Annotated in this window: 15 protein-coding genes and 1 pseudogene; 7 read left to right on the top strand and 9 right to left on the bottom strand. The window is 75.6% G+C overall.

Annotated elements, in window-relative coordinates; translation table 11 throughout:
- The first annotated feature begins 83 nt into the window (after window positions 1-83).
- Genes KBX06_RS17890 through KBX06_RS17880 form a run of 3 tightly spaced genes read left to right on the top strand, consistent with a single transcriptional unit; the run spans window position 84 to window position 3,292 of the window.
- A complete protein-coding gene (locus KBX06_RS17890) occupies window positions 84-749 on the top strand; it encodes a TetR/AcrR family transcriptional regulator (protein WP_210836276.1) in 666 nt (221 codons plus the stop codon).
- A 48-nt stretch (window positions 750-797) separates the two neighbouring features.
- Window positions 798-2,216 carry an aldehyde dehydrogenase family protein gene (locus KBX06_RS17885; protein WP_210836274.1) on the top strand — a complete coding sequence of 473 codons (1,419 nt, stop codon included), beginning with the start codon at window positions 798-800 and terminating at the stop codon, window positions 2,214-2,216.
- Complete coding sequence (locus KBX06_RS17880) at window positions 2,213-3,292, top strand: alcohol dehydrogenase catalytic domain-containing protein (RefSeq protein WP_210836271.1); 1,080 nt, start codon at window positions 2,213-2,215, stop codon at window positions 3,290-3,292. The genes KBX06_RS17885 and KBX06_RS17880 overlap by 4 nt, the downstream gene beginning before the upstream one ends.
- 96 nt (window positions 3,293-3,388) lie before the next feature.
- On the opposite strand, the gene KBX06_RS17875 is transcribed toward KBX06_RS17880, so the two are convergent.
- The 3 genes from KBX06_RS17875 to KBX06_RS17865 all read right to left on the bottom strand — a co-directional run bounded on the left by KBX06_RS17875 (window position 3,389) and on the right by KBX06_RS17865 (window position 7,724).
- Window positions 3,389-6,154 carry a LuxR C-terminal-related transcriptional regulator gene (locus KBX06_RS17875; RefSeq protein ID WP_307854670.1) on the bottom strand — a complete coding sequence of 922 codons (2,766 nt, stop codon included), beginning with the start codon at window positions 6,152-6,154 and terminating at the stop codon, window positions 3,389-3,391.
- An 87-nt stretch (window positions 6,155-6,241) separates the two neighbouring features.
- Window positions 6,242-6,871, bottom strand: coding sequence for a TetR/AcrR family transcriptional regulator (locus KBX06_RS17870; protein ID WP_247686128.1), 630 nt, complete (start codon window positions 6,869-6,871; stop codon window positions 6,242-6,244).
- Between the two features lie 85 nt (window positions 6,872-6,956).
- A complete protein-coding gene (locus tag KBX06_RS17865; protein ID WP_307854669.1) occupies window positions 6,957-7,724 on the bottom strand; it encodes an SDR family oxidoreductase in 768 nt (255 codons plus the stop codon).
- Window positions 7,725-7,970: 246 nt separating this feature from the next.
- On the opposite strand from KBX06_RS17865, the pseudogene KBX06_RS17860 reads away from it, so the two are divergent.
- Window positions 7,971-8,303, top strand: a pseudogene (locus tag KBX06_RS17860) (acetyl-CoA C-acyltransferase); the annotation flags it as partial.
- Between the two features lie 87 nt (window positions 8,304-8,390).
- Here KBX06_RS17860 and KBX06_RS17855 read toward each other — a convergent pair.
- The 6 genes from KBX06_RS17855 to KBX06_RS17830 all read right to left on the bottom strand — a co-directional run bounded on the left by KBX06_RS17855 (window position 8,391) and on the right by KBX06_RS17830 (window position 14,387).
- Window positions 8,391-9,674 carry an ABC transporter substrate-binding protein gene (locus KBX06_RS17855; protein ID WP_210836263.1) on the bottom strand — a complete coding sequence of 428 codons (1,284 nt, stop codon included), beginning with the start codon at window positions 9,672-9,674 and terminating at the stop codon, window positions 8,391-8,393.
- 91 nt (window positions 9,675-9,765) lie between these two features.
- Window positions 9,766-10,881 (bottom strand): branched-chain amino acid ABC transporter permease, encoded by a 1,116-nt coding sequence (locus KBX06_RS17850; RefSeq protein ID WP_210836261.1) that lies wholly within the window; start codon window positions 10,879-10,881, stop codon window positions 9,766-9,768.
- Window positions 10,878-11,756, bottom strand: a complete 879-nt coding sequence (locus KBX06_RS17845; RefSeq protein ID WP_210836259.1) for a branched-chain amino acid ABC transporter permease — start codon at window positions 11,754-11,756, stop codon at window positions 10,878-10,880. Before KBX06_RS17845 ends, KBX06_RS17850 begins: the two co-directional genes overlap by 4 nt.
- Window positions 11,757-11,783: 27 nt before the next feature.
- Window positions 11,784-12,506, bottom strand: coding sequence for an ABC transporter ATP-binding protein (locus KBX06_RS17840; protein ID WP_210836257.1), 723 nt, complete (start codon window positions 12,504-12,506; stop codon window positions 11,784-11,786).
- A complete protein-coding gene (locus tag KBX06_RS17835; protein WP_210836256.1) occupies window positions 12,503-13,288 on the bottom strand; it encodes an ABC transporter ATP-binding protein in 786 nt (261 codons plus the stop codon). The genes KBX06_RS17840 and KBX06_RS17835 overlap by 4 nt, the downstream gene beginning before the upstream one ends.
- 196 nt (window positions 13,289-13,484) lie before the next feature.
- Window positions 13,485-14,387, bottom strand: a complete 903-nt coding sequence (locus KBX06_RS17830) for an alpha/beta hydrolase (protein WP_210836255.1) — start codon at window positions 14,385-14,387, stop codon at window positions 13,485-13,487.
- Between the two features lie 270 nt (window positions 14,388-14,657).
- Here KBX06_RS17830 and KBX06_RS17825 point away from each other — a divergent pair, with 270 nt between their 5' ends.
- The 3 genes from KBX06_RS17825 (at window position 14,658) to KBX06_RS17815 (ending at window position 17,513) form a co-directional block, all read left to right on the top strand.
- The gene (locus KBX06_RS17825) at window positions 14,658-15,449 is read left to right on the top strand and encodes a shikimate dehydrogenase (RefSeq protein WP_210836254.1); all 792 of its coding nucleotides are present in this window, start codon (window positions 14,658-14,660) and stop codon (window positions 15,447-15,449) included.
- A gap of 174 nt (window positions 15,450-15,623) precedes the next feature.
- A complete protein-coding gene (locus KBX06_RS17820) occupies window positions 15,624-16,556 on the top strand; it encodes an STM4015 family protein (RefSeq protein ID WP_210836253.1) in 933 nt (310 codons plus the stop codon).
- Between the two features lie 6 nt (window positions 16,557-16,562).
- Window positions 16,563-17,513: an STM4015 family protein gene (locus KBX06_RS17815; protein ID WP_210836252.1), complete on the top strand. Its 951-nt coding sequence runs from the start codon at window positions 16,563-16,565 to the stop codon at window positions 17,511-17,513.
- Window position 17,514: the final 1 nt, after the last annotated feature.

Raw genomic sequence — 17,514 nt, 5'->3', positions numbered from 1 at the left:
TTAAACTAGCGGTGCAAGTTTAAATTCGTCCAGACCCGTTGTGGCAGAGTCTGCGACGGACCACCCGAGCGAAGGAGAACCGGATGCCCCGGCCGCGGCAGGCGCTGCTCAGCCGGCAGCGGATCGTCGAGACCGCCGCCGCGCTGATCGACGCCGAGGGGCTGGCGGGCTTCTCCACCCGCCGGCTCGCCGCCGAACTCGGGGTACGCGGGCCGTCGCTCTACAACCACTTCGCCACCAAGGACGAGATCCTCGACGCGGTGGCCGACAGCGTCACCGGCCAGGTGGACGTGGCGTTCTTCGGCAGCGTCGACTGGCGCGAGGCGCTGCGCCGGTGGGGGCACTCCTACCGGGCGGCACTGGCCGCGCACCCGAACATCGTGCCGTACCTGGCCCGGGGCCCGGGGCGCCGGCCGGCGGCGCTGGCCATGGCCGACGCCGTCTACGGCGGCCTGGTCGCCGCCGGATGGCCGCCGGCCCGGGCGACGCACATCGGCGCGCTCATGCGCTACTTCGTGGCCGGCTCCGCGCTGGGCTCGTTCGCCCGGGGCTTCGTCGAGGACCCGGGGCTGTACGCGGAGCAGTACCCGCACCTGACCCAGGCCCACCGGCTGGCCGAGCACCAGCAGCAGGTGGACGAGGGTGCCTTCGCGCTGGGCCTCGACGCGCTGATCCACGGGCTGTCGCGCACCTACGAGCAGCACATCGGGCCGCTGCCACCCCTCCCGCCGGCCGACGGCGCGTACTAGAGTCAAAACTTGCACCGCTAGTTTTGGCTGACGTACGTGAGGGGCGCGATGGATCTCGCACGGACCGACTTCTACCTCGACGGACAGTGGGTCGCCGCCGGCGCCGGGGAGACCGTCGCGGTGCGGAACCCGGCGACCGAGGAGGTCGTCGCCGCCGTCCCGGCCGGCACGGCCGCCGACGTCGACCAGGCCGTCGCGGCGGCCCGGGCCGCCTTCCCCGGCTGGGCCGACACCACGCCCGCCGAGCGGGCCGCCCGCCTGGACCGGCTGCACGCCGCGCTCTCCGCCCGGGCCGACGAGATCGCCCGCACCGTCGCCCTGGAGCTGGGCACCCCGCTGAAGGTGGCCACCCGGGTCCAGGCCGGCCTGCCGCTGACCGTCCTGCACAGCTACGTCGAGCTGGCCGCCCGCCCCCCGGCCGAGGAGACCGTCGGCAACTCGCTGGTGGTCCGGGAACCGGTCGGCGTGGTCGGGGCGATCACCCCGTGGAACTACCCGCTGCACCAGGTCATCGCGAAACTGGCCCCCGCCCTGGCCGCCGGCTGCACGGTGGTGCTCAAGCCCAGCGAGCTGACCCCGCTGACGGCGTACCTGCTCTTCGACGCGATCCACGAGGCCGGCTTCCCGCCCGGGGTGGTCAACCTGGTCACCGGCACCGGCCCGGTGGTCGGCGAGGCCATCGCCGCGCACCCCGACGTCGACATGGTCTCCTTCACCGGCTCGACGGCCACCGGCCGGCGGATCTCCCACCTCGCCGCCGACCGGATCGCCCGGGTCGCCCTGGAGCTCGGCGGCAAGTCGGCCAACGTCGTCCTCGACGACGCCGACCTGGGCACGGCCGTGAAGGTGGGGGTCGGCAACGCCTTCCTCAACTCCGGCCAGACCTGCACCGCCTGGACCCGCCTGCTGGTGCACCGCGACCGCTACGACGAGGCCCTCGACCTGGCCGCCAAGGCCGCGGCGGGCTACCGGCTCGGCGACCCGTTCGACCCGGCCACCCGGCTCGGCCCGCTGGTCTCCGCCGCGCAGCGGGAACGGGTCCTCGGGCACGTCGCCCGAGGACTGGCCGACGGGGGCCGGCTGGTGTGCGGCGGGCCGGAGGCAGCACTGCCGGAGCGGGGATGGTTCGTCGCCCCGACGGTGATCGCCGACGTCGACCCCGACAGCGCCCTGGCCCAGGAGGAGGTCTTCGGCCCGGTGCTCGCGGTCATCGGGTTCGACGACGAGGACGAGGCGGTGGCCATCGCCAACAACTCCCGCTACGGGCTGGCCGGCGCGGTCTGGTCCGCCGACGAACAGCGGGCGCTACGGGTGGCCCGGCGCATGCGCACCGGCGCCGTCGACGTCAACGGCGCCCCGTTCAACCCGCTCGCCCCGTTCGGCGGCTACAAGCAGTCCGGGCTCGGCCGGGAGCTGGGCCGGCACGGGCTCGACGAGTTCCTCCAGGTCAAGGCCATCCAGCGGTGAGGGCCCTGATCGTACGGGCCGTCGACGCCCCGCTGCTGGTGGAGGAGATCGAGCTGCCGGCCCCCGGCCCGCACGAGGTACGGGTGAGCGTGCGGGCGGCGGGCGTCTGCCACTCCGACCTGTCCATGGTCGACGGGACGCTCGCGCCGCCGTACCCGCTGGTGCTGGGGCACGAGGCGGCCGGTGTGGTGGTCGCGGTCGGCGACGCCGTCACGCGGGTGGCACCCGGCGCGCACGTGGTGCTGAACTGGGCCCCGCCGTGCCGCGCCTGCTGGTACTGCGGGCGGGACGAGCCGTGGCTGTGCGAACGCACCGGGGCGCCCTCGGCCCCCCGGGGACGGACGCCGTCCGGCGAGGTCCTGCACGTCACGCTCGGCCTCGGCGCCCTCGCCGAGGAGGTGGTGGTGCCGCAGGACGCCGTCATCGCAGTCCCGGCGGAGCTGCCCTTCGAGGCGGCGGCGCTGCTGGGCTGCGCCGTGCTCACCGGCGTCGGCGCGGTCCGCCGTACCGCGCAGGTGACCCCCGGCGAGTCGGTGGCGGTGATCGGTCTCGGCGGGGTGGGGCTCTCGGTGGTCTCCGCCGCGCGGGCCGCCGGCGCCGACCCGGTGCTCGCCGTCGACGTCTCCCCGAGCAAGGCGGCGTTGGCCGCCGCGGCCGGGGCCACCGACTTCCTGCTCGCCGACGAGTCGCTCAACCGGGCGCTGCGGGCGCGCACCGGCGGCCGGGGCGTCGACCACGCGCTGGAGTGCGTCGGGCGCAGCGCCACGATCCGCGCCGCCTGGCGGGCGACCCGCCGGGGCGGTCAGGTGACCGTGGTCGGCATGGGGGCCAAGGACGACATCGTCGGGCTCGGCGCGCTGGACATCTTCCACTCGGCCCGGACGCTGCGCTCCTCGGTCTACGGCTCCTCCGACCCGGACCGGGACGTGCCGGAACTCGCCCGGGCCGTACTCGACGGCAGCCTCGACCTCAACTACCTGATCACCGACCGGACCACCCTCGACGAAGCCCCGGAGGCCTTCGCCCGCATGTCCCGGGGCGAGGGCGCCCGCACGATCGTCCTGCCCACCCCCTGATCCGCGTCGACCACGCACCTGTGGTGGGCGGTCACCGCCACCTCGTGGCTTTCGCGGGGCACCGCAACCGCGTGATCGACCCGGGCGGGCGCGGGGTCAGGAGAGGGCGCGGGCCAGCTCCGTGCGGGAGCGGATGTTGAGGCGGTGGAAGATGTTGCGCAGGTGGTGGTCGACGGTGCGGGTGGACAGGAACATCCGGGCGGCGATCTCCCGGTTGGTGGCGCCCTCGGCGACCAGTCGCGCGATCCGGAGCTGCTGACCGGTCAGCAGTCGCGCCGCCGACTCCTCCGGCGGGCCGACCGACTCCCCGGCCGCCCGCAGCTCGGTGGTGGCCTGTTCCGCCCAGGTGGCCGCCCCGAGCAGGGTGAACGCCTCCCGGGCGGCGTGCAGGTGCTCGCGGGCCGCGCGCGGTCGGCGGCTGCGGCGCAGTTCCCGGCCGAGGAGAAGCTCGGTGCGGGCCCGCTCGAACTCGTCGGCGTCCGTCGGGTGCAACCGCAGGGCGGTACGGAACTCACGCTCCGCCTCGGCGCTGCCCCGGGGCGCGAGCAGCCCGTGGCAGCGCGCGGACAGGGCCCGGCGCGACGGGCTCGCCGTACTGCTGGCCCAGCGGTCGAAGACGGCGAGGGCGGCGCCGGCCGCCGGCCGGTCCGCGACGGCGGCGGCCGCCTCCGCGAGGTACGGGGTGGCCATCACCAGGACCAGCACCTGCCCCCGGCCCGTGCCCGGGCAGGCCAGCGCGGCCAGGCGCGCGGCGGCGGCGGTCGGGCGGCTGTCGACCAGGTCGAGCACGGCCAGCGCCCACTGCGCGAGGGCGCGGGGCCGGCTGTGCGCGCCCGGGTCCTCCCCCATCTCCCGGATCCGGCGCAGGGCGGTGTCGCGGTCGGCCCGGACGGCGGCCAGCACCGCCAGCATCCCCAGGTGTACGCCGGCCCAGTTCTCCTGGCCGGTCTCCCGGGCGATCCGCAGCCCCTCCCGGGAGCTGTCCGCCGCGGCGTGGTGCCGGCCCAGCCAGTACTCGGCGGCGGCCCGCAGCTCCAACGCGCGTGGCAGGGCGGACACCTCGCCCCGCTCGCGGGCCAGCTCGACGGCGCGCTCGGCGAGCCGGTGCGCCGCGCCGTCCACGGCCACCAGCAGCCCGGCCGCCGCGGCGCAGGTCAGGGCCGCGGGGGTCAGCGCCGCCCCGGCCAGCTGTCCACCGAGGACGACCGTCCGGCGCAGGGCGGGGCCGGCCTGCTCGTGGTCGCCGCGCAGGGTCGCCGCCGTCCCCGCGACGTAGGCGCTCAGCAGCTCGGTCGCGGGCGGGTCGTCGGGGCGGCGTAGCAGCTCCGCCCGCCGCGCGATTTCGGCGTAGCGGTACTGGTCGCCGGCGAAGCAGGCGGCCTCCCCCGCCCGCACCAACGCCCCGAGGGCCAGCGCGCGATCGGCGTCCGCCACCTCGGCACCCGTGCCGGACCGTGCGCGTCCCGTGGCGGCCAGGGTGTCCGCGGCGGCCAGCAGCGTGGTGAGTGCGGCCCGGGGCCGGCCGGTGCGCAACTCCAGTTCCCCGCGCAGCAGGCCGGCCCGGCCCGCCACCGTGGCGTCCAGGGCGGCGGGCAGTTCGCCCAGCAGCAGCCGGGCCCGGTGCCCCCGGCCGGCCGACCAGGCGTACCGGGCGGCGGCCACCAGCCGGGCGGCGGCGCGTGGCGGATCGTCGGTGAGTTCGGCGGCCCGGTGCAGTGCCGCCGAGGCCGCCGCTCCCGCGCGTTCACACTCCGCCGCCGCCCGCTCCAGCTCGTCGGCCAGGGCCGGGTCGGGGCCCTGCGCCGCGGCGGCGAGGTGCCCCGCCCGGCGCAGCCGGTGCCTCGTCCCGTCCAGCACGCCGGCGAGCAGCAGGTGCGCCGCGCGGCGCTCGGCCAGCGGCGCGGCGGCCCGGACCACGGTGCGGACGAGGGGCTGCGGGAACGTGACCCGGCGCGAATCGACGCGGACCAGGCCGGCGAGTTCGGCCGGTGCGAGCGCCTCGACCGCCGTGCCGGCGACCCGGGCCGCCCGGACCAGGGTGCCGGGTTCCCCGTCCTCGTCGAGCGCGGCGAGCAGCAGGACGTGGCGGGTGTCGGCGGGCAGCCGGTCCAGCCGGGCGCGGTAGGCGCGGCCCAGCCTGCCGTCGGGCGGGGGTGTCTCGGGCACGGGCTCCTCCCCGCGGCACTGCCCCGGCGTGAGCACGTCGGCCAGGTCGACCAGGGCCTGCGGGTTGCCGCCGGCCGCCGCACCGAGCGCGGCGGCCACGGGTGGCGCGGGTGGACGGCCGGCCGACCGGTCGACGAGCAGGGCGACGCTGTCCCGGTCGTCGAGCGGGCGCAGCCGGTGGCGGGCTATCCCGCCGAGCGGCACGTCCGCGGCGGTGGTGAGCAGGACGGCCACCCGCGACCGGTGCAGGCGGCGGGCGACGAACGCCAGCGCGTCCGCGGTGGGCTGGTCGCCCCGGTCCACGTCGTCCATCGTGCACAGCAGCGGGCGGTCCCGGGCGGCGGCGGCGAGCAGCCCGAGCACGGCCAGGGACAGCGCCAGGCACCGGTGGGCGGGGCAGCCCCCGCCGGCCAGCGCCCGCAGCAGCACCCGCCGCTGCTGCTCCGGCAGCGCCCCGGCCCGGTCCAGCACCGGGTCCAGCAGCCGTTGCAGCCCGGCGTACGGCAGGCCGGCCTCCTCGGGGAGCCCGGTGCCGGCCAGGACGGTGCAGCCCGCTGCGTGCCGGTGTGCGTAGTCGACGAGCGTGCTCCGGCCGGATCCCGGCTCGCCCTCGATCAGCAGCGCGCCCCCGCCGGTGGGCAGGTCGCCCAGCAGGCGTCGGATCGCGGCGCGTTCCTCGGCCCGGCCACGCAACACGGTTAATTGCACTGACGATGCAGTAACCATGCATCGAGTGTTACCTATCGGTAGCCCGATGGAAAGACCGGCGTACCCGCTCGCGCGTCAGCGCACCGCGACGTCGGCCAGCAGGGCGGCGACGGTTCGGGCCATCACCGCGCGGGCCTGGTCCACGCCCAGCCCCAGCCCGTCGCGCAGCATCGACCAGGCGGGCCACATGCTCGCGGCCACCAGGGCGTCGACCACCTGGCCCCGCTGCGGACCGGCCTGTTCCAGCTCGGCGGCGAAGAGGTGCTCGACCTCGTCGCGGACCCGCTCGATGTGCTTGAGGCGGTTGCGGCGCAGCTGCCCGGAGACCGGCTCGCGCATCTGGGCGGCCCGGGCCGACGGCGCGACGAGTTGGAGCAGCCGGGCCCGCTGCCGGCAGTACGCGTCGACCCGCCGGGCCAGCGGCAGCGCCGGCGAGATCGGCCGGAAGGCGGCGTCCTGCTGCCGGAGCAGCTCCGCCCCGCTGGCCTCGAACAGGGTCTCCATGTCCTTGAAGTTGGTCCAGAGCGTCCGCAGCGAGATGCCGGCCCGCTCGGCGATGCGCTCGCCGGTCGGCCGCAGGTCACCCTCGGAGATGAGCGCCAGGTGCGCCTCGACGATCGCCGCCCGGGTGCGTTCGGCCCGGGCGGTCCGGCCGTCGACCCGGACCGCCGCCTCGGCACCGCCCATCGCCGCCCGCCTCCTCATCGCCGTCACCTCGCCCGCACCGCCGCGCCGAGTCTAGCGGCGGGTGACACGGCGGCCGGTCGGCACCGGCCCAGGTCCGACGCGGTCATCCGGCGGGCCGGCCGACGAGGCTGACCCCGCCGTCGAGGACGAGGGTCTGCCCGGTGAGCCAGGCCGCGTCGTCGGAGGCGAGGAAGGCGACCGCGCCGGCCACGTCGCGCGGCAGCCCGAGGCGCTTCAGCGGGTACGCCCCGGCGACCTCCTCCTCCCGACCCTCGTGCAGCGCCGCCGCGAAGCGGGTCTTCACCACTGCCGGCGCGACGGCGTTGACCCGGACCTGCGGGGCGAGTTCGACGGCCAGGCAGGCGGTGAGGTGGTCGACGGCGGCCTTGCTCACCCCGTAGAAGGCGATGCCGGGCGACGGGGTGCGGCCGGCGATCGAGGAGACGTTGACGACGCAGCCGCCGCGCTCGCCCATTCCGGCGGCCACCTGCTGCACCCAGCCGAGCGTGCCGACCAGGTTGACGTCGAGGATCTTGCGGGCCGCCGCCAGGTCCAGGTCGACCAGCGGCCCGTACGCCGGATTGATCCCGACGTTGTTGACCAGCACGTCGACCGGCCCGAACGCCTCGGTCACGGCGTCGACCGCCGCCCGGCGGTGCCCGGCGTCGTCGGCCCGGCCGGGGACGGCGACGGCGTGGGTGGGCCCGCCGAGCGCCTCGACCGCCTCGGCCAGGGCCTGCGGGTGTCGCGCGGTCAGCCCCACGCGCGCGCCCTCGGCCACGAGCCGGCGGGCGACGGCCAGGCCGATGCCGCGACTGGCGCCCGTGACGAGCGCGACCCGGCCCACGAGTCGCCCTGAATCTGCATTCACGATGCAGACAGTAGGGCCGCTGGCGACCCTCGTCAACGACGGAACGCCGATGGAGACGTCACATTCCATCGACAGCGCATCAGCGAAACCACACTGTCGATGCAGATAGTTTGATCCTTCGGAGAGGACGCCGTCATGCCCGAAGCCGTCATCGCCGCCGCCGCCAGGTCACCCATCGGGCGCGCGCACAAGGGCTCCCTGCGCGACCTGCGCGCCGACGACCTCGCCGCCACCGTCGTGCGCGCCGGGCTCGGGCCGGTGGGGGCGCCCCGGCAGGCGCTGCGGCGGGCCGGCATGTCCGTCGACGTCGACCTCGTCGAGGTCAACGAGGCGTTCGCCGCGCAGGTGCTGCCCAGCGCCCGGGAGCTGGGCGTCGACTGGGAGCTGGGCGTCGACTGGGAGCGGCTCAACGTCAACGGGGGCGCGATCGCGGTGGGCCACCCGTTCGGCATGACCGGCGCCCGGATCACCACCGCCCTGGTCAACCCGCTGCGCTGGCACGACCGGGAGATCGGGCTGGAGACCATGTGCGTCGGCGGCGGCCAGGGCATGGCCGTGGTGATCGAGCGGCTGAGCTGACCCTGACCGGGCGGGGCGGGCCGGGAAGCCGACGCGCCACGCCACGGTCACCGGCCCACCGCTACGGGGCTGGTCGGAACCGCCCGGTCAGGAGGCCGTCGGCACCCCGTTGGCCGGCGGCGCCACCGGCGCGGCGGAGTGTTCGCGTACCGGCCCGTCGCCCTCGTCCGTCTCGTACGTGGGCCCGAAGTAGGTCTGCGTCCCCCCGCTCACCCGGGTCAGCCGCTGCCCGCCGTAGCCGGAGTGGTCGGTGTCGGAGTAGCGCAGCGGGGCCAGCCCGGGCCCCTGGTAGCCGCCCTTGCGGACAGCCTCGGTGACCGCCTCGCGGGTGAGGTCCTTGCCGGCGGCCAGGAGCACCTGCACGAAGAGGTAGCCGACCGCCATGCCGTAGACGGTGTTGCCGTCGAACGGCGCGTCGCCGTTGTGCTCCTTGTTCACCTTGGTGAAGAGCTGGATCCACGGGTCGGCGGCGTCGTTCTGCATCGGCAGGTAGTTGGCGCCGACCATGCCCTCCAGCAGCCCGGCGTTGGCGCCGAGCTGCTTGGCCAGCGTCGGGTGGTCGGCGCCGACGTTGGAGACCAGCCACTGCGGCTTGAAGTTCAGCCGGGCGGCGGTGCCGACGGCCAGGGCGGTGAAGCCGGGCACGGTGGCGAGGACGACCACCTGGCAGCCGGCCGCCTTGAACGCGCCGAGCTGCGGTGCCAGGTTGGTGTTGCTGGTGACGTACGTCTGCTTCGCCGCCACGGCGTCGGCGCCGAGCACCTGCTCCACGCCGACCAGGCTGTCGCGGCCGAAGTCGTCGTCCTGGCCGAGGAAGCAGACCTTGCGCCCCGGCAGGCTGGTCTTGACGTGGTGGGCCAGGATCTTGCCCTCCACCGTGTAGTCGGGGTTGAAGCCGAAGGTGCCCGGGTAGCGGTCGGGCTGGTCCCAGCTGCGGCTGCCGGAGGCGACGAAGAGGTCGGGCACCCGGTTGCTCTTGAGGAAGTCGAGCACGCCGGTGTGCGTCGGCGTGCCGAGCCCGTTGAGGATCGCGAAGACCTTGTCCTGGAGCACGAGCTGGCGGACCACCTGCTGCGTGTTCGCCGGGTTGTAGCCGTCGTCCATGATCTTGTAGGTGATCTTCCGGCCGTGCACGCCGCCGTTGGCGTTGACGTGGTCGAAGTACGCCTTCGTGGCCGGGGCGATCTTGGAGTAGCCGGCGGAGGCCGGACCGGTGAGCGGCATGTGCGTGCCGACCACGATCTCGGTGTCGGTGACGCCGGGGACCGTTCCCCGGCCGCCGCCACCGTCGTCCCCGGTGCAGGCGACGGAGGTGGCGAGCAGGGTGATGGCGGTGGCGAGCGCGAGGCCGCGCCGTGCCGTTCGTGTCATGTCAGACACCGACCTTTCCTCGGTCCGGTTGGCGGGGTGGTGGATGGGGTGGGTGGGACGGGGTGCGGGCTCCCGGCGGGTCGGGACCCGCTCAGGGCCGCCGTCGGCCCGGCCGACGCGCGGAGACGGCGCGGGCGAGCCGGGACAGCAGGCCCTGCACGCCGCCGGGAGCGGCGATCATGACGACGACGAGGGTGATCCCGAAGATCGCCAGCGGCAGGTTGCCCTCGACCCGCTGCGCGACCGCCGGCGACAGGGTGAGCTGCTCGGTGACGGCGTGCGTCAGGTCGGGCAGGGCGACCAGCAGGACGGCGCCCCACGCCGCGCCGGTGAGGCTGCCCAGCCCGCCGACGACGACCGCCATCAGCAGGAACAGCGACAGCGTCAGCGAGAACGCCCCCGGCGACACGCTCTGCGCGAGGACCGCGAGCAGGGCGCCGCCGAGCCCGGCGCCGGCCGCGCTGACCACGAAGGCGATGACCTGGGTGCGGGCGACGTGGATGCCGGCGAGGCGGGCGGCGACCTCGTCGTCGCGGACCGCCCGGAAGGTGCGGCCGTACCGGCTGCGGACGAGGTTGGCCAGCAGCACCAGGGCCAGCAGGGTGGCCGCGGCGGTGACCCAGAGCTGCCACCGCTCGTAGGGGAAGTAGACGCCGAGGAACGCCGGCGGGGGCTCGACCGGCACCGCCAGCCCCTGTTCCCCGTTGAACACCCCGTCGAAGGTGACGGCCAACGCCGGCACCACGACCGCGACGGCCAGGGTGACGCCGGCAAGATACGGGCCGCGCAGGCGGGCGGCGGCGACCCCGACCACGGCCCCCACCGCGAGGGCGGCGACGACGGCCGCGCCCAGCGAGACCGGAAGCAGCCAGCCGCCGGTCATCCCGGCGTCGGCGAACGCGTTCTGGCACAGGGCGACGGTGTACGCGCCGGTGGCCATCAGCGCGCCGTGCCCCAGCGAGAGCTGCCCGTTCAGGCCGGTGAGGATGGTCAGCCCGGCGGTGGCGCACAGGTAGGCGGCCACGGTGGCGAGCTGGAAGTTGCGGAACGGCTCCAGGTTGTAGCTGGCGGCCACCAGCAGCAGCGCGGCGATCACCGCGAGGCCGGCGTGACGCCGCAGGGTCGAGCCGCGCCGGGCCCCGTCCGGACCGGCCCCGTCGGCTCGCCTGCTCGTGTGCGGCGGGGTCGCCGCCCGGGTGGCGCTCACACCCGCCTCGCCGCGACCGGGGCGAACAGCCCGCCGGGACGGATCAGCAGCACCGCGAGCAGCAGCACCAGCACCGCGAGCGGGGTGAGGTCGCTGCCGGCGTAGCCGCTGACGTAGGAGAGCAACAGGCCGACCGCCAGGCCGCCGACCACCGCCCCCGGTGGACTGTCCAGACCACCTACCACGGCCGCGGTGAACGCCGAGACGAAGACCAGGTCCATCGCGTGCGGGTGCAGGCCCAACTCGGTGGGGATGACCAGCATGCCGGCCAGCGCGCCCACCCCGGAGGCGAGCGCCCAGCCGAGGGTGAGCATGCCGCCGACGTTCACGCCCAGCAGCCGGGACACCTCGGGGGCGAACGCCGCCGCGCGCATCCGCAGGCCCACCGCCGTGCGGGTGAAGGTCCAGGCGAGCCCCACGACCACCACCGCGACCGCCGCGAAGACGAACAGGTCGTACGGCGACAGGACGGCGGCGCCGCCCACGGTCAGCGGGTTGCGGGAGAACGGGGTCCCGGCGGGCAGGAACTCGCTGCCGTACGCCATGCCGAGCACGGCCTGGATCAGCAGCACCAGCCCGAGCGCGACGATCACCGGGTTGAGCGGTGAGGCGTGGTCGACGAAGCGCATGACGACCAGGTCCACCGCCGCGCCGAGGAGCAGCCCGGCGACGAGCGCGGCCAGGAAACCCAGCCAGTAGGAACCGGTCGCGGCGGACACGCTGTAGGCGACGTAGGCGGTGGCGACGGCCATCGCGCCCTGGGCGAAGTTGACGATCCGGGCCGCCCGCCAGATGAGTACCAGTGCCAGGGCGAACGCGGCGAGGACCGCGCCCCTGGACAGTCCGTCGAGGGTGAGGAAGACGAAGCGGTCCAACGGTCCTCCCTTGCGGGGACGAGGGGTTCAGAAGCCGAGGTAGGCGTGCCGCAGGTCGGCGTCGTCGCGCAGCCGGGCGGCAGGGGCGGTGGTGACGATCCGCCCCAGGGACATCACCACGCCCTGGTCGGCGACGGAAAGCGCGCTGCGCACGTTCTGCTCGACCAGCAGGACGGTCAGCCCGGTGCCGTCGCGCAGCCGGCGCAGCAAGGCCATGGTCTGGGCGACCACCCGCGGCGCCAGGCCGAGTGACGGCTCGTCGAGCAGCAGCAGGCGGGGCCGGGCGACGAGGGCCCGGCCGAGGGCGAGCATCTGCCGCTCGCCGCCGGAGAGCTGGTGACCGAGGTGCCGCCGCCGCCGGGCCAGCGGCTCGAACAGCTGGTAGACCTCGTCGAGGGCGCGGGCGGCGTCGGCCCGGTCGCGCCGCCACAGCCCGCCCAGTCGCAGGTTCTCGTCGACCGTCAGCTCGCCGACCACCCCGCGGCCCTCGGGCACGTGGGCCATGCCGCGACGAACGAGCTGCTCCACCGCGACGCCGCGCAGGTCCTCGCCGGCCAGCACGACCCGGCCGGCCGCCGGGCGCAGCATGCCGGAGAGGGCGCGCAGCAGGGTGGTCTTGCCGGCCCCGTTGGCGCCGACCACGGCCGCGATGGCGCCCCGCGGGACGGTGAGGTCGATCCCGTGCAGCACCGGCGCGCCGCCGTAGCCGGCCACCAGGTCGCGCACCTCGAGCAGTCCCTCGCCGCTCATGCGGCGGCCTCGTCGACGGCGGCGCCGAGGTAGGCGTCGGCGACCGCCGGGTCGTCGCGCACCTCGTCGGGGGTGCCGGCGGCGATCACCCGCCCGAAGTCGAGCACCACGATCTCGTCGCAGACGGACATCACCAGGTCCATGTGGTGCTCCACCAGCAGCACCGCGCAGGGGTCGGTGTCGCGTCGGGGCAGCCCCCTGATCAGCTCCGCCAGCTCGGCGATGTCGTCGCCGCCCAGGCCCCCGGCGGGTTCGTCGAGCAGCAGCAGCCGGGGACGCGCGGCCAGCGCGCGCGCCAGGGCGACCCGCTGGCGTACGGCGAAGGGCAGCGTGCCCGGCGCGGCGTCGGCGTGCCCGGCGATGCCCAGGGAGTCGAGGACGTCGAGGGCGTGCCGGCGCAGCCGGCGCTCGTCGCGGTCGCTGCGGGGCAGGCCCAGCAGGGCGGCGAGGAAGCCCGCCCGGGCCGTGTGGGTGGCCCCGGTCATCACGTTCTCCAGCACGGTGAGCCCGGCGAAGAGCCCGGTGCCCTGCAACGTGCGGGCGACGCCGAGGCGGGTCAGCCGGTGCGGGCGGGGGCGCAACGGGCGGCCGTCGAGGGTCAGCGACCCCTCGTCCGGCGGGACGAAACCGCAGACGACGTTGAACAGCGTGGTCTTGCCGGCCCCGTTGGGACCGATCACGCCGACCACCCGGCCGGGCGGCACCCGCAGCGAGACGTCGTCGAGGGCGGTGAGGCCGCCGAAGCGGACCCCGATGTGGTGCAGTGCGAGCCCTTGCTCCATCGCCCGTCCCCCCGGCAGCCGCCAGTATTTACACTGGGAGTGTACGTTTCTGAGCTGCGCCGTCAATACCTTCGACACCCCGGGCGCACATGCTCGTCGGTCGCCGCCCGAGCCGGGCGGCGACCGACGGTTTCTGCACCGACCCGGCAGCCACGCGCCACGGGGCGGCCGCGGACGACGGCCGCCCCGGACGGCGTCAGGCGCTCGGGCAGGTGTTGCGGTACTCCTCGATCGCGATGCCGCTCGGACCGGGGCAGAGGAACTGCTCGTAGCGGGTGTCGTCGTCGACGAACCGCTTCAACCAGGCCACCGCCTGGCGGGCGGTGGGCGTGTTCACGGACTGCGGGAAGAAGTGGCTCGCCCCGTTGAGCTCCAGGTACGCCTTCTCCGACGAGGCCGGGATGCTGCTGTAGAACGGCTCCGAGTGCGACGAGACCGGCGCGACGCTGTCGTTCTCGCCACCGATGATGAGCGTGGGCACCCGGACGCCGGACCAGGTCTTGTCCAGGTTCCACGGCGCCAGCGGCACGGCGGCCTGCAACGACGGCCGGGAGACGGCGGCCTCCAGACTGCCGCCGCCACCCATCGAGTGGCCGGAGACGGCGAGCCGGCCGGCGTCGATCCGGCCGCGCACCGAGCTGCGCTGCGTCAGGTAGTCGAGCGCGGCGAGCAACTGCCGGCCACGGCTGGCGGGCTGGTCGAAGCGGCTGTTGGTCTCGATGCCGATCACGACGAAGCCGTGCGAGGCGATCCGCGGCCCGAGCCAGCTGATGCTGGACCAGGCGGCCGTGTAGCCGGGCGAGATGGCGACGGCACCGAAGGTCCCCTCGGCGGTGCTGGTCGGGTAGTAGATGACGCCCCCGCCGAAGCCGCTGACGCTGAGCGAGGAGACGCTCTGCGACGCGGTGGCGAACGGGCCACGGCTGGCCTCCAGCAGGGCGACGGTCGGGGCGGGGCCGCGCTCGTACGGGTTGGCGGCGGCCCGGGCGGCGGCCGGCGGCGCGGCCAGGGCGCCCACCGCGGCCAGGACGGCGGCCAGGACCAGGCGGGCGACGCGGGTGGCGGGACGGGAACGGACGGTGACGGTTGGTGATGACACGTCGGGCACTCCCTACGGGACGGGGCATATCGACATGCGTCAGTCTTCGGCGGCGCCGACGGCGGCGCATCGGCGAAATCACCAGTCCGCCGGAGCAGATGCGCCCGGACCTCGGCGCTGGCGGTCATCGACCGCGGACGCGACGCGATCCGCCGGCCGTCGTCCAGCGGCTGAGCGCCGCGTCGGAGCGGGTGCCGACGTCGCGTAGGGTCGGCACCGCCCCGCTCCGGCCGCGCCGGACGCCCCCCCCTGCCCCGCGGAGACGCCCCCATGACCGAGATAGGCGGCGCCACGAGGGTGTACGCGCTGCTCGGCGACCCGATCGCGCAGGTGCGCGCCCCCGGGCTGCTCAACCCGGTGCTCGCCCGGCGCGGCACCGACGCCGTGCTCGTCCCGGTCCACGCGGCGCCGGCCGACCTGACGCAGGTGGTGCGTGGGCTGCAACGGGTGGCCAACCTGGACGGGATGCTGGTCACCGTGCCGCACAAGGCCGCCGTACTCGACCTCGCCGACCGGGCCAGCGACCGTGCCCGCCTGGCCGGCAGCGCCAACGCGCTGCGGCGCGAGCCCGACGGGACGTGGACCGCCGACACGTTCGACGGCGACGGGTTCGTGCGCGGGCTGGCCGGGGCCGGACACCACCCGCGGGACCGCCGGGCGTGCGTGGTGGGCGCGGGCGGTGCGGGCAGCGCGATCGCGGTGGCCCTGCTCGACGCCGGCGTGGCGGAACTGCGCCTCAGCGACACCGACCCGGGCCGGCTGGAGACGCTGCGGCGGCGGCTGGCCGCCGCGTACCCCGGCCGGGTCGACGCGACCGCGCGACCGCGCCTGGCCGACGCCGACCTCGCGGTCAACGCCACGCCCCTGGGGCTGCGCGCCGACGACCCGCCGCCGTTCGCGGTGGCCGACCTGCCGGCGGGCGCCGTGGTCGCCGACATCATCATGACGCCGGCGGAGACGGTCCTGCTGGCCCAGGCACGGGCCCGGGGCCTGCGGGCGCATCCGGGCGGGCCGATGCTCGCCCACCAGATCGACGCCTACCTCGCCTTCTTCGGGCTGTGACCGAGCGCCGGGTGGGGCCGCAAGCCCGTGCGGCCCCCGGCAGCGGTCGCCGACCGGCCCCGGCCGCCGGCCGCCGCGTCGCCGACCGGGCCACCCGACCGGTTCGCTGATCATCCTGTCGGGCGGACCTGTTACCGTCGCGCCGCCGCTGCACCAGTCGGACCGGAGGTAGGCGTGATCAGCTCGCACGTGTCGTCGTTCGTCGGATCACCGGTGGTGCCCTTCACCCCGGGAATGGCACTTCCCGACGACCCGTCGGCGGTCGCCTGGCGGCTGGAGGTCGAGGAGCACGACGCGGAGCCCGAGGAGTTCCTCGGTCTCGTGCGGGCGCTGCGGGAGCAGGTGCCGCCCGACGCGGTGCGCGCCCTGGTGGTCGGCGAGTGGGGCGAGGCCTACGAGCGGCCCCTGCCGGTCGAGGCGCTGGTCGAGGCCGCCGCGGAGTGGACCGGGCTGCGGGCGGTCTTCCTGGCCGACCTGACCTACGAGCAGTGCGAGATCTCCTGGCTCGCCCACGGCGACATCACCCCACTGCTGGCGGCCTACCCGTCGTTGGAGGTGCTGTGGGTGCGCGGCGCGCAGGGCCTTCGGCTGGAGCCGATCCGCCACGCCGGGCTGCGGGAGCTGCGCTTCGAGTCCGGCGGGCTGCCGGCCGAGGTGGTCCGCGCCGTCGGCGCCTGTGAGCTGCCGGCCCTGCACCGGCTGGACCTGTGGCTCGGCAGGAGCGACTACGGCGGCGACGCGGGCGTCGAGGACCTGGCCGGGGTGCTCGCCGGCGTCGGCCTGCCGGCGCTGCGTCACCTCGCGGCCTGCAACGCCGAGATCGCCGACGCGGTGGCGGCGGCCGTCGCCACCGCGCCGGTCGTCCCCCGGCTGGAGGCGCTCGACCTGTCGATGGGGACGCTGACCGACGAGGGCGCGAAGGCGCTGCTGGCCGGCCAGCCGCTGACCCACCTGGCGCGGCTCGACCTGCACCACCACTACCTGTCGGAGGAGATGGCCGCGTCGGTGGCCGCCGCGCTGCCGGGCGTACAGGTCGACCTGTCCGACGCGCAGACCGCCGAGGAGTACGACGGCACCCCCTACCGCTACACCGCTGTCGGGGAGTGAGCGACGTTGACCTTCGATTCGCACACGCGTCACTTCGCCGGCCGCCCGGTGGTGGACGTCCCCGCCGACGGGCCGCTGCCCACGGTGGACGGTCCGGTCTCCTGGCGGATCGCCCTCTGGCACTTCGACGAGACCACCACGGAGCACAAGCTCTCGGAGGAGTTCCGGGTCGCGTTCGACCGGTTCGTCGCGCAGGCCGGGCCGTCGGTGGAGTCCCTGGTCGTCGGCTCCTGGGGCTACGCGGCGTTCCATCCCGCCCCGATCGCGCAGCTGTGCGCCGTGGCGTCGCGCCTGCCGGCCCTGCGCGCCCTCTTCCTCGGTGACATCACCTTCGAGGAGTGCGAGGTCTCCTGGATGAAGGTGGGCGACGTCAGCCCGCTGCTGACCGCTTACCCGGCGCTGGAGGTGCTGCGGGTGCGCGGCGGCGAGGACCTCGCGTTCTCCCCGGTGCGACACCCGCGACTGCGGGAGCTGGCGGTGGAGAGCGGCGGGCTGCCCCGGGCGTTCGTCGGCGCGGTGCTCGACTCCGACCTGTCCGCGCTGAGCGACCTGGAGCTGTGGCTCGGCACCTCCGACTACGGCGGCGACGCGCGGGTCGCCGACCTGGCCCCGCTGCTGGCCGGTGAGCGGTTCCCCGGGCTGCGCCGGCTCGGCCTGCGCAACTCGGAGATCGCCGACGAGCTCGCCGAGGCGCTGGCGTCGGCGCCGGTGGTGCCCCGGCTGCGCCGCCTGGACCTGTCGATGGGCACGCTCGGCGACCGGGGCGCGGCGGGCCTGCTCGCCGGGCAGTCGCTGACCCACCTGGCGGAGCTGGACCTGCACCACCACTATCTGTCGGAAAAGATGGCCGCGTCGGTGCCCGCCGCGCTGCCGGGCGTCCGGGTCGACGTGTCCGACCCGCAGGAGCCCGACGAGTACGACGGAGAGAGCCACCGCTACACGGCGGTGTCGGAGTGAC

The sequence above is a fragment of the Micromonospora sp. C31 genome, assembly GCF_018070575.1.
Classification (GTDB): Bacteria; Actinomycetota; Actinomycetes; order Mycobacteriales; family Micromonosporaceae; genus Micromonospora.
The sequence above is the reverse complement of the archived record's forward strand: the minus strand, read 5'-3'. Positions and strand labels throughout refer to the sequence as shown.

Coding starts and splice junctions, on each gene's coding strand:
- KBX06_RS17890 (WP_210836276.1), top strand. CDS start 84: ATGCCCCGGCCGCGGCAGGCGCTGCTCAGCCGGCAGCGGATCGTCGAG.
- KBX06_RS17885 (WP_210836274.1), top strand. CDS start 798: ATGGATCTCGCACGGACCGACTTCTACCTCGACGGACAGTGGGTCGCC.
- KBX06_RS17870 (WP_247686128.1), bottom strand. CDS start 6,871: ATGAGGAGGCGGGCGGCGATGGGCGGTGCCGAGGCGGCGGTCCGGGTC.
- KBX06_RS17855 (WP_210836263.1), bottom strand. CDS start 9,674: ATGACACGAACGGCACGGCGCGGCCTCGCGCTCGCCACCGCCATCACC.
- KBX06_RS17840 (WP_210836257.1), bottom strand. CDS start 12,506: ATGAGCGGCGAGGGACTGCTCGAGGTGCGCGACCTGGTGGCCGGCTAC.
- KBX06_RS17835 (WP_210836256.1), bottom strand. CDS start 13,288: ATGGAGCAAGGGCTCGCACTGCACCACATCGGGGTCCGCTTCGGCGGC.
- KBX06_RS17825 (WP_210836254.1), top strand. CDS start 14,658: ATGACCGAGATAGGCGGCGCCACGAGGGTGTACGCGCTGCTCGGCGAC.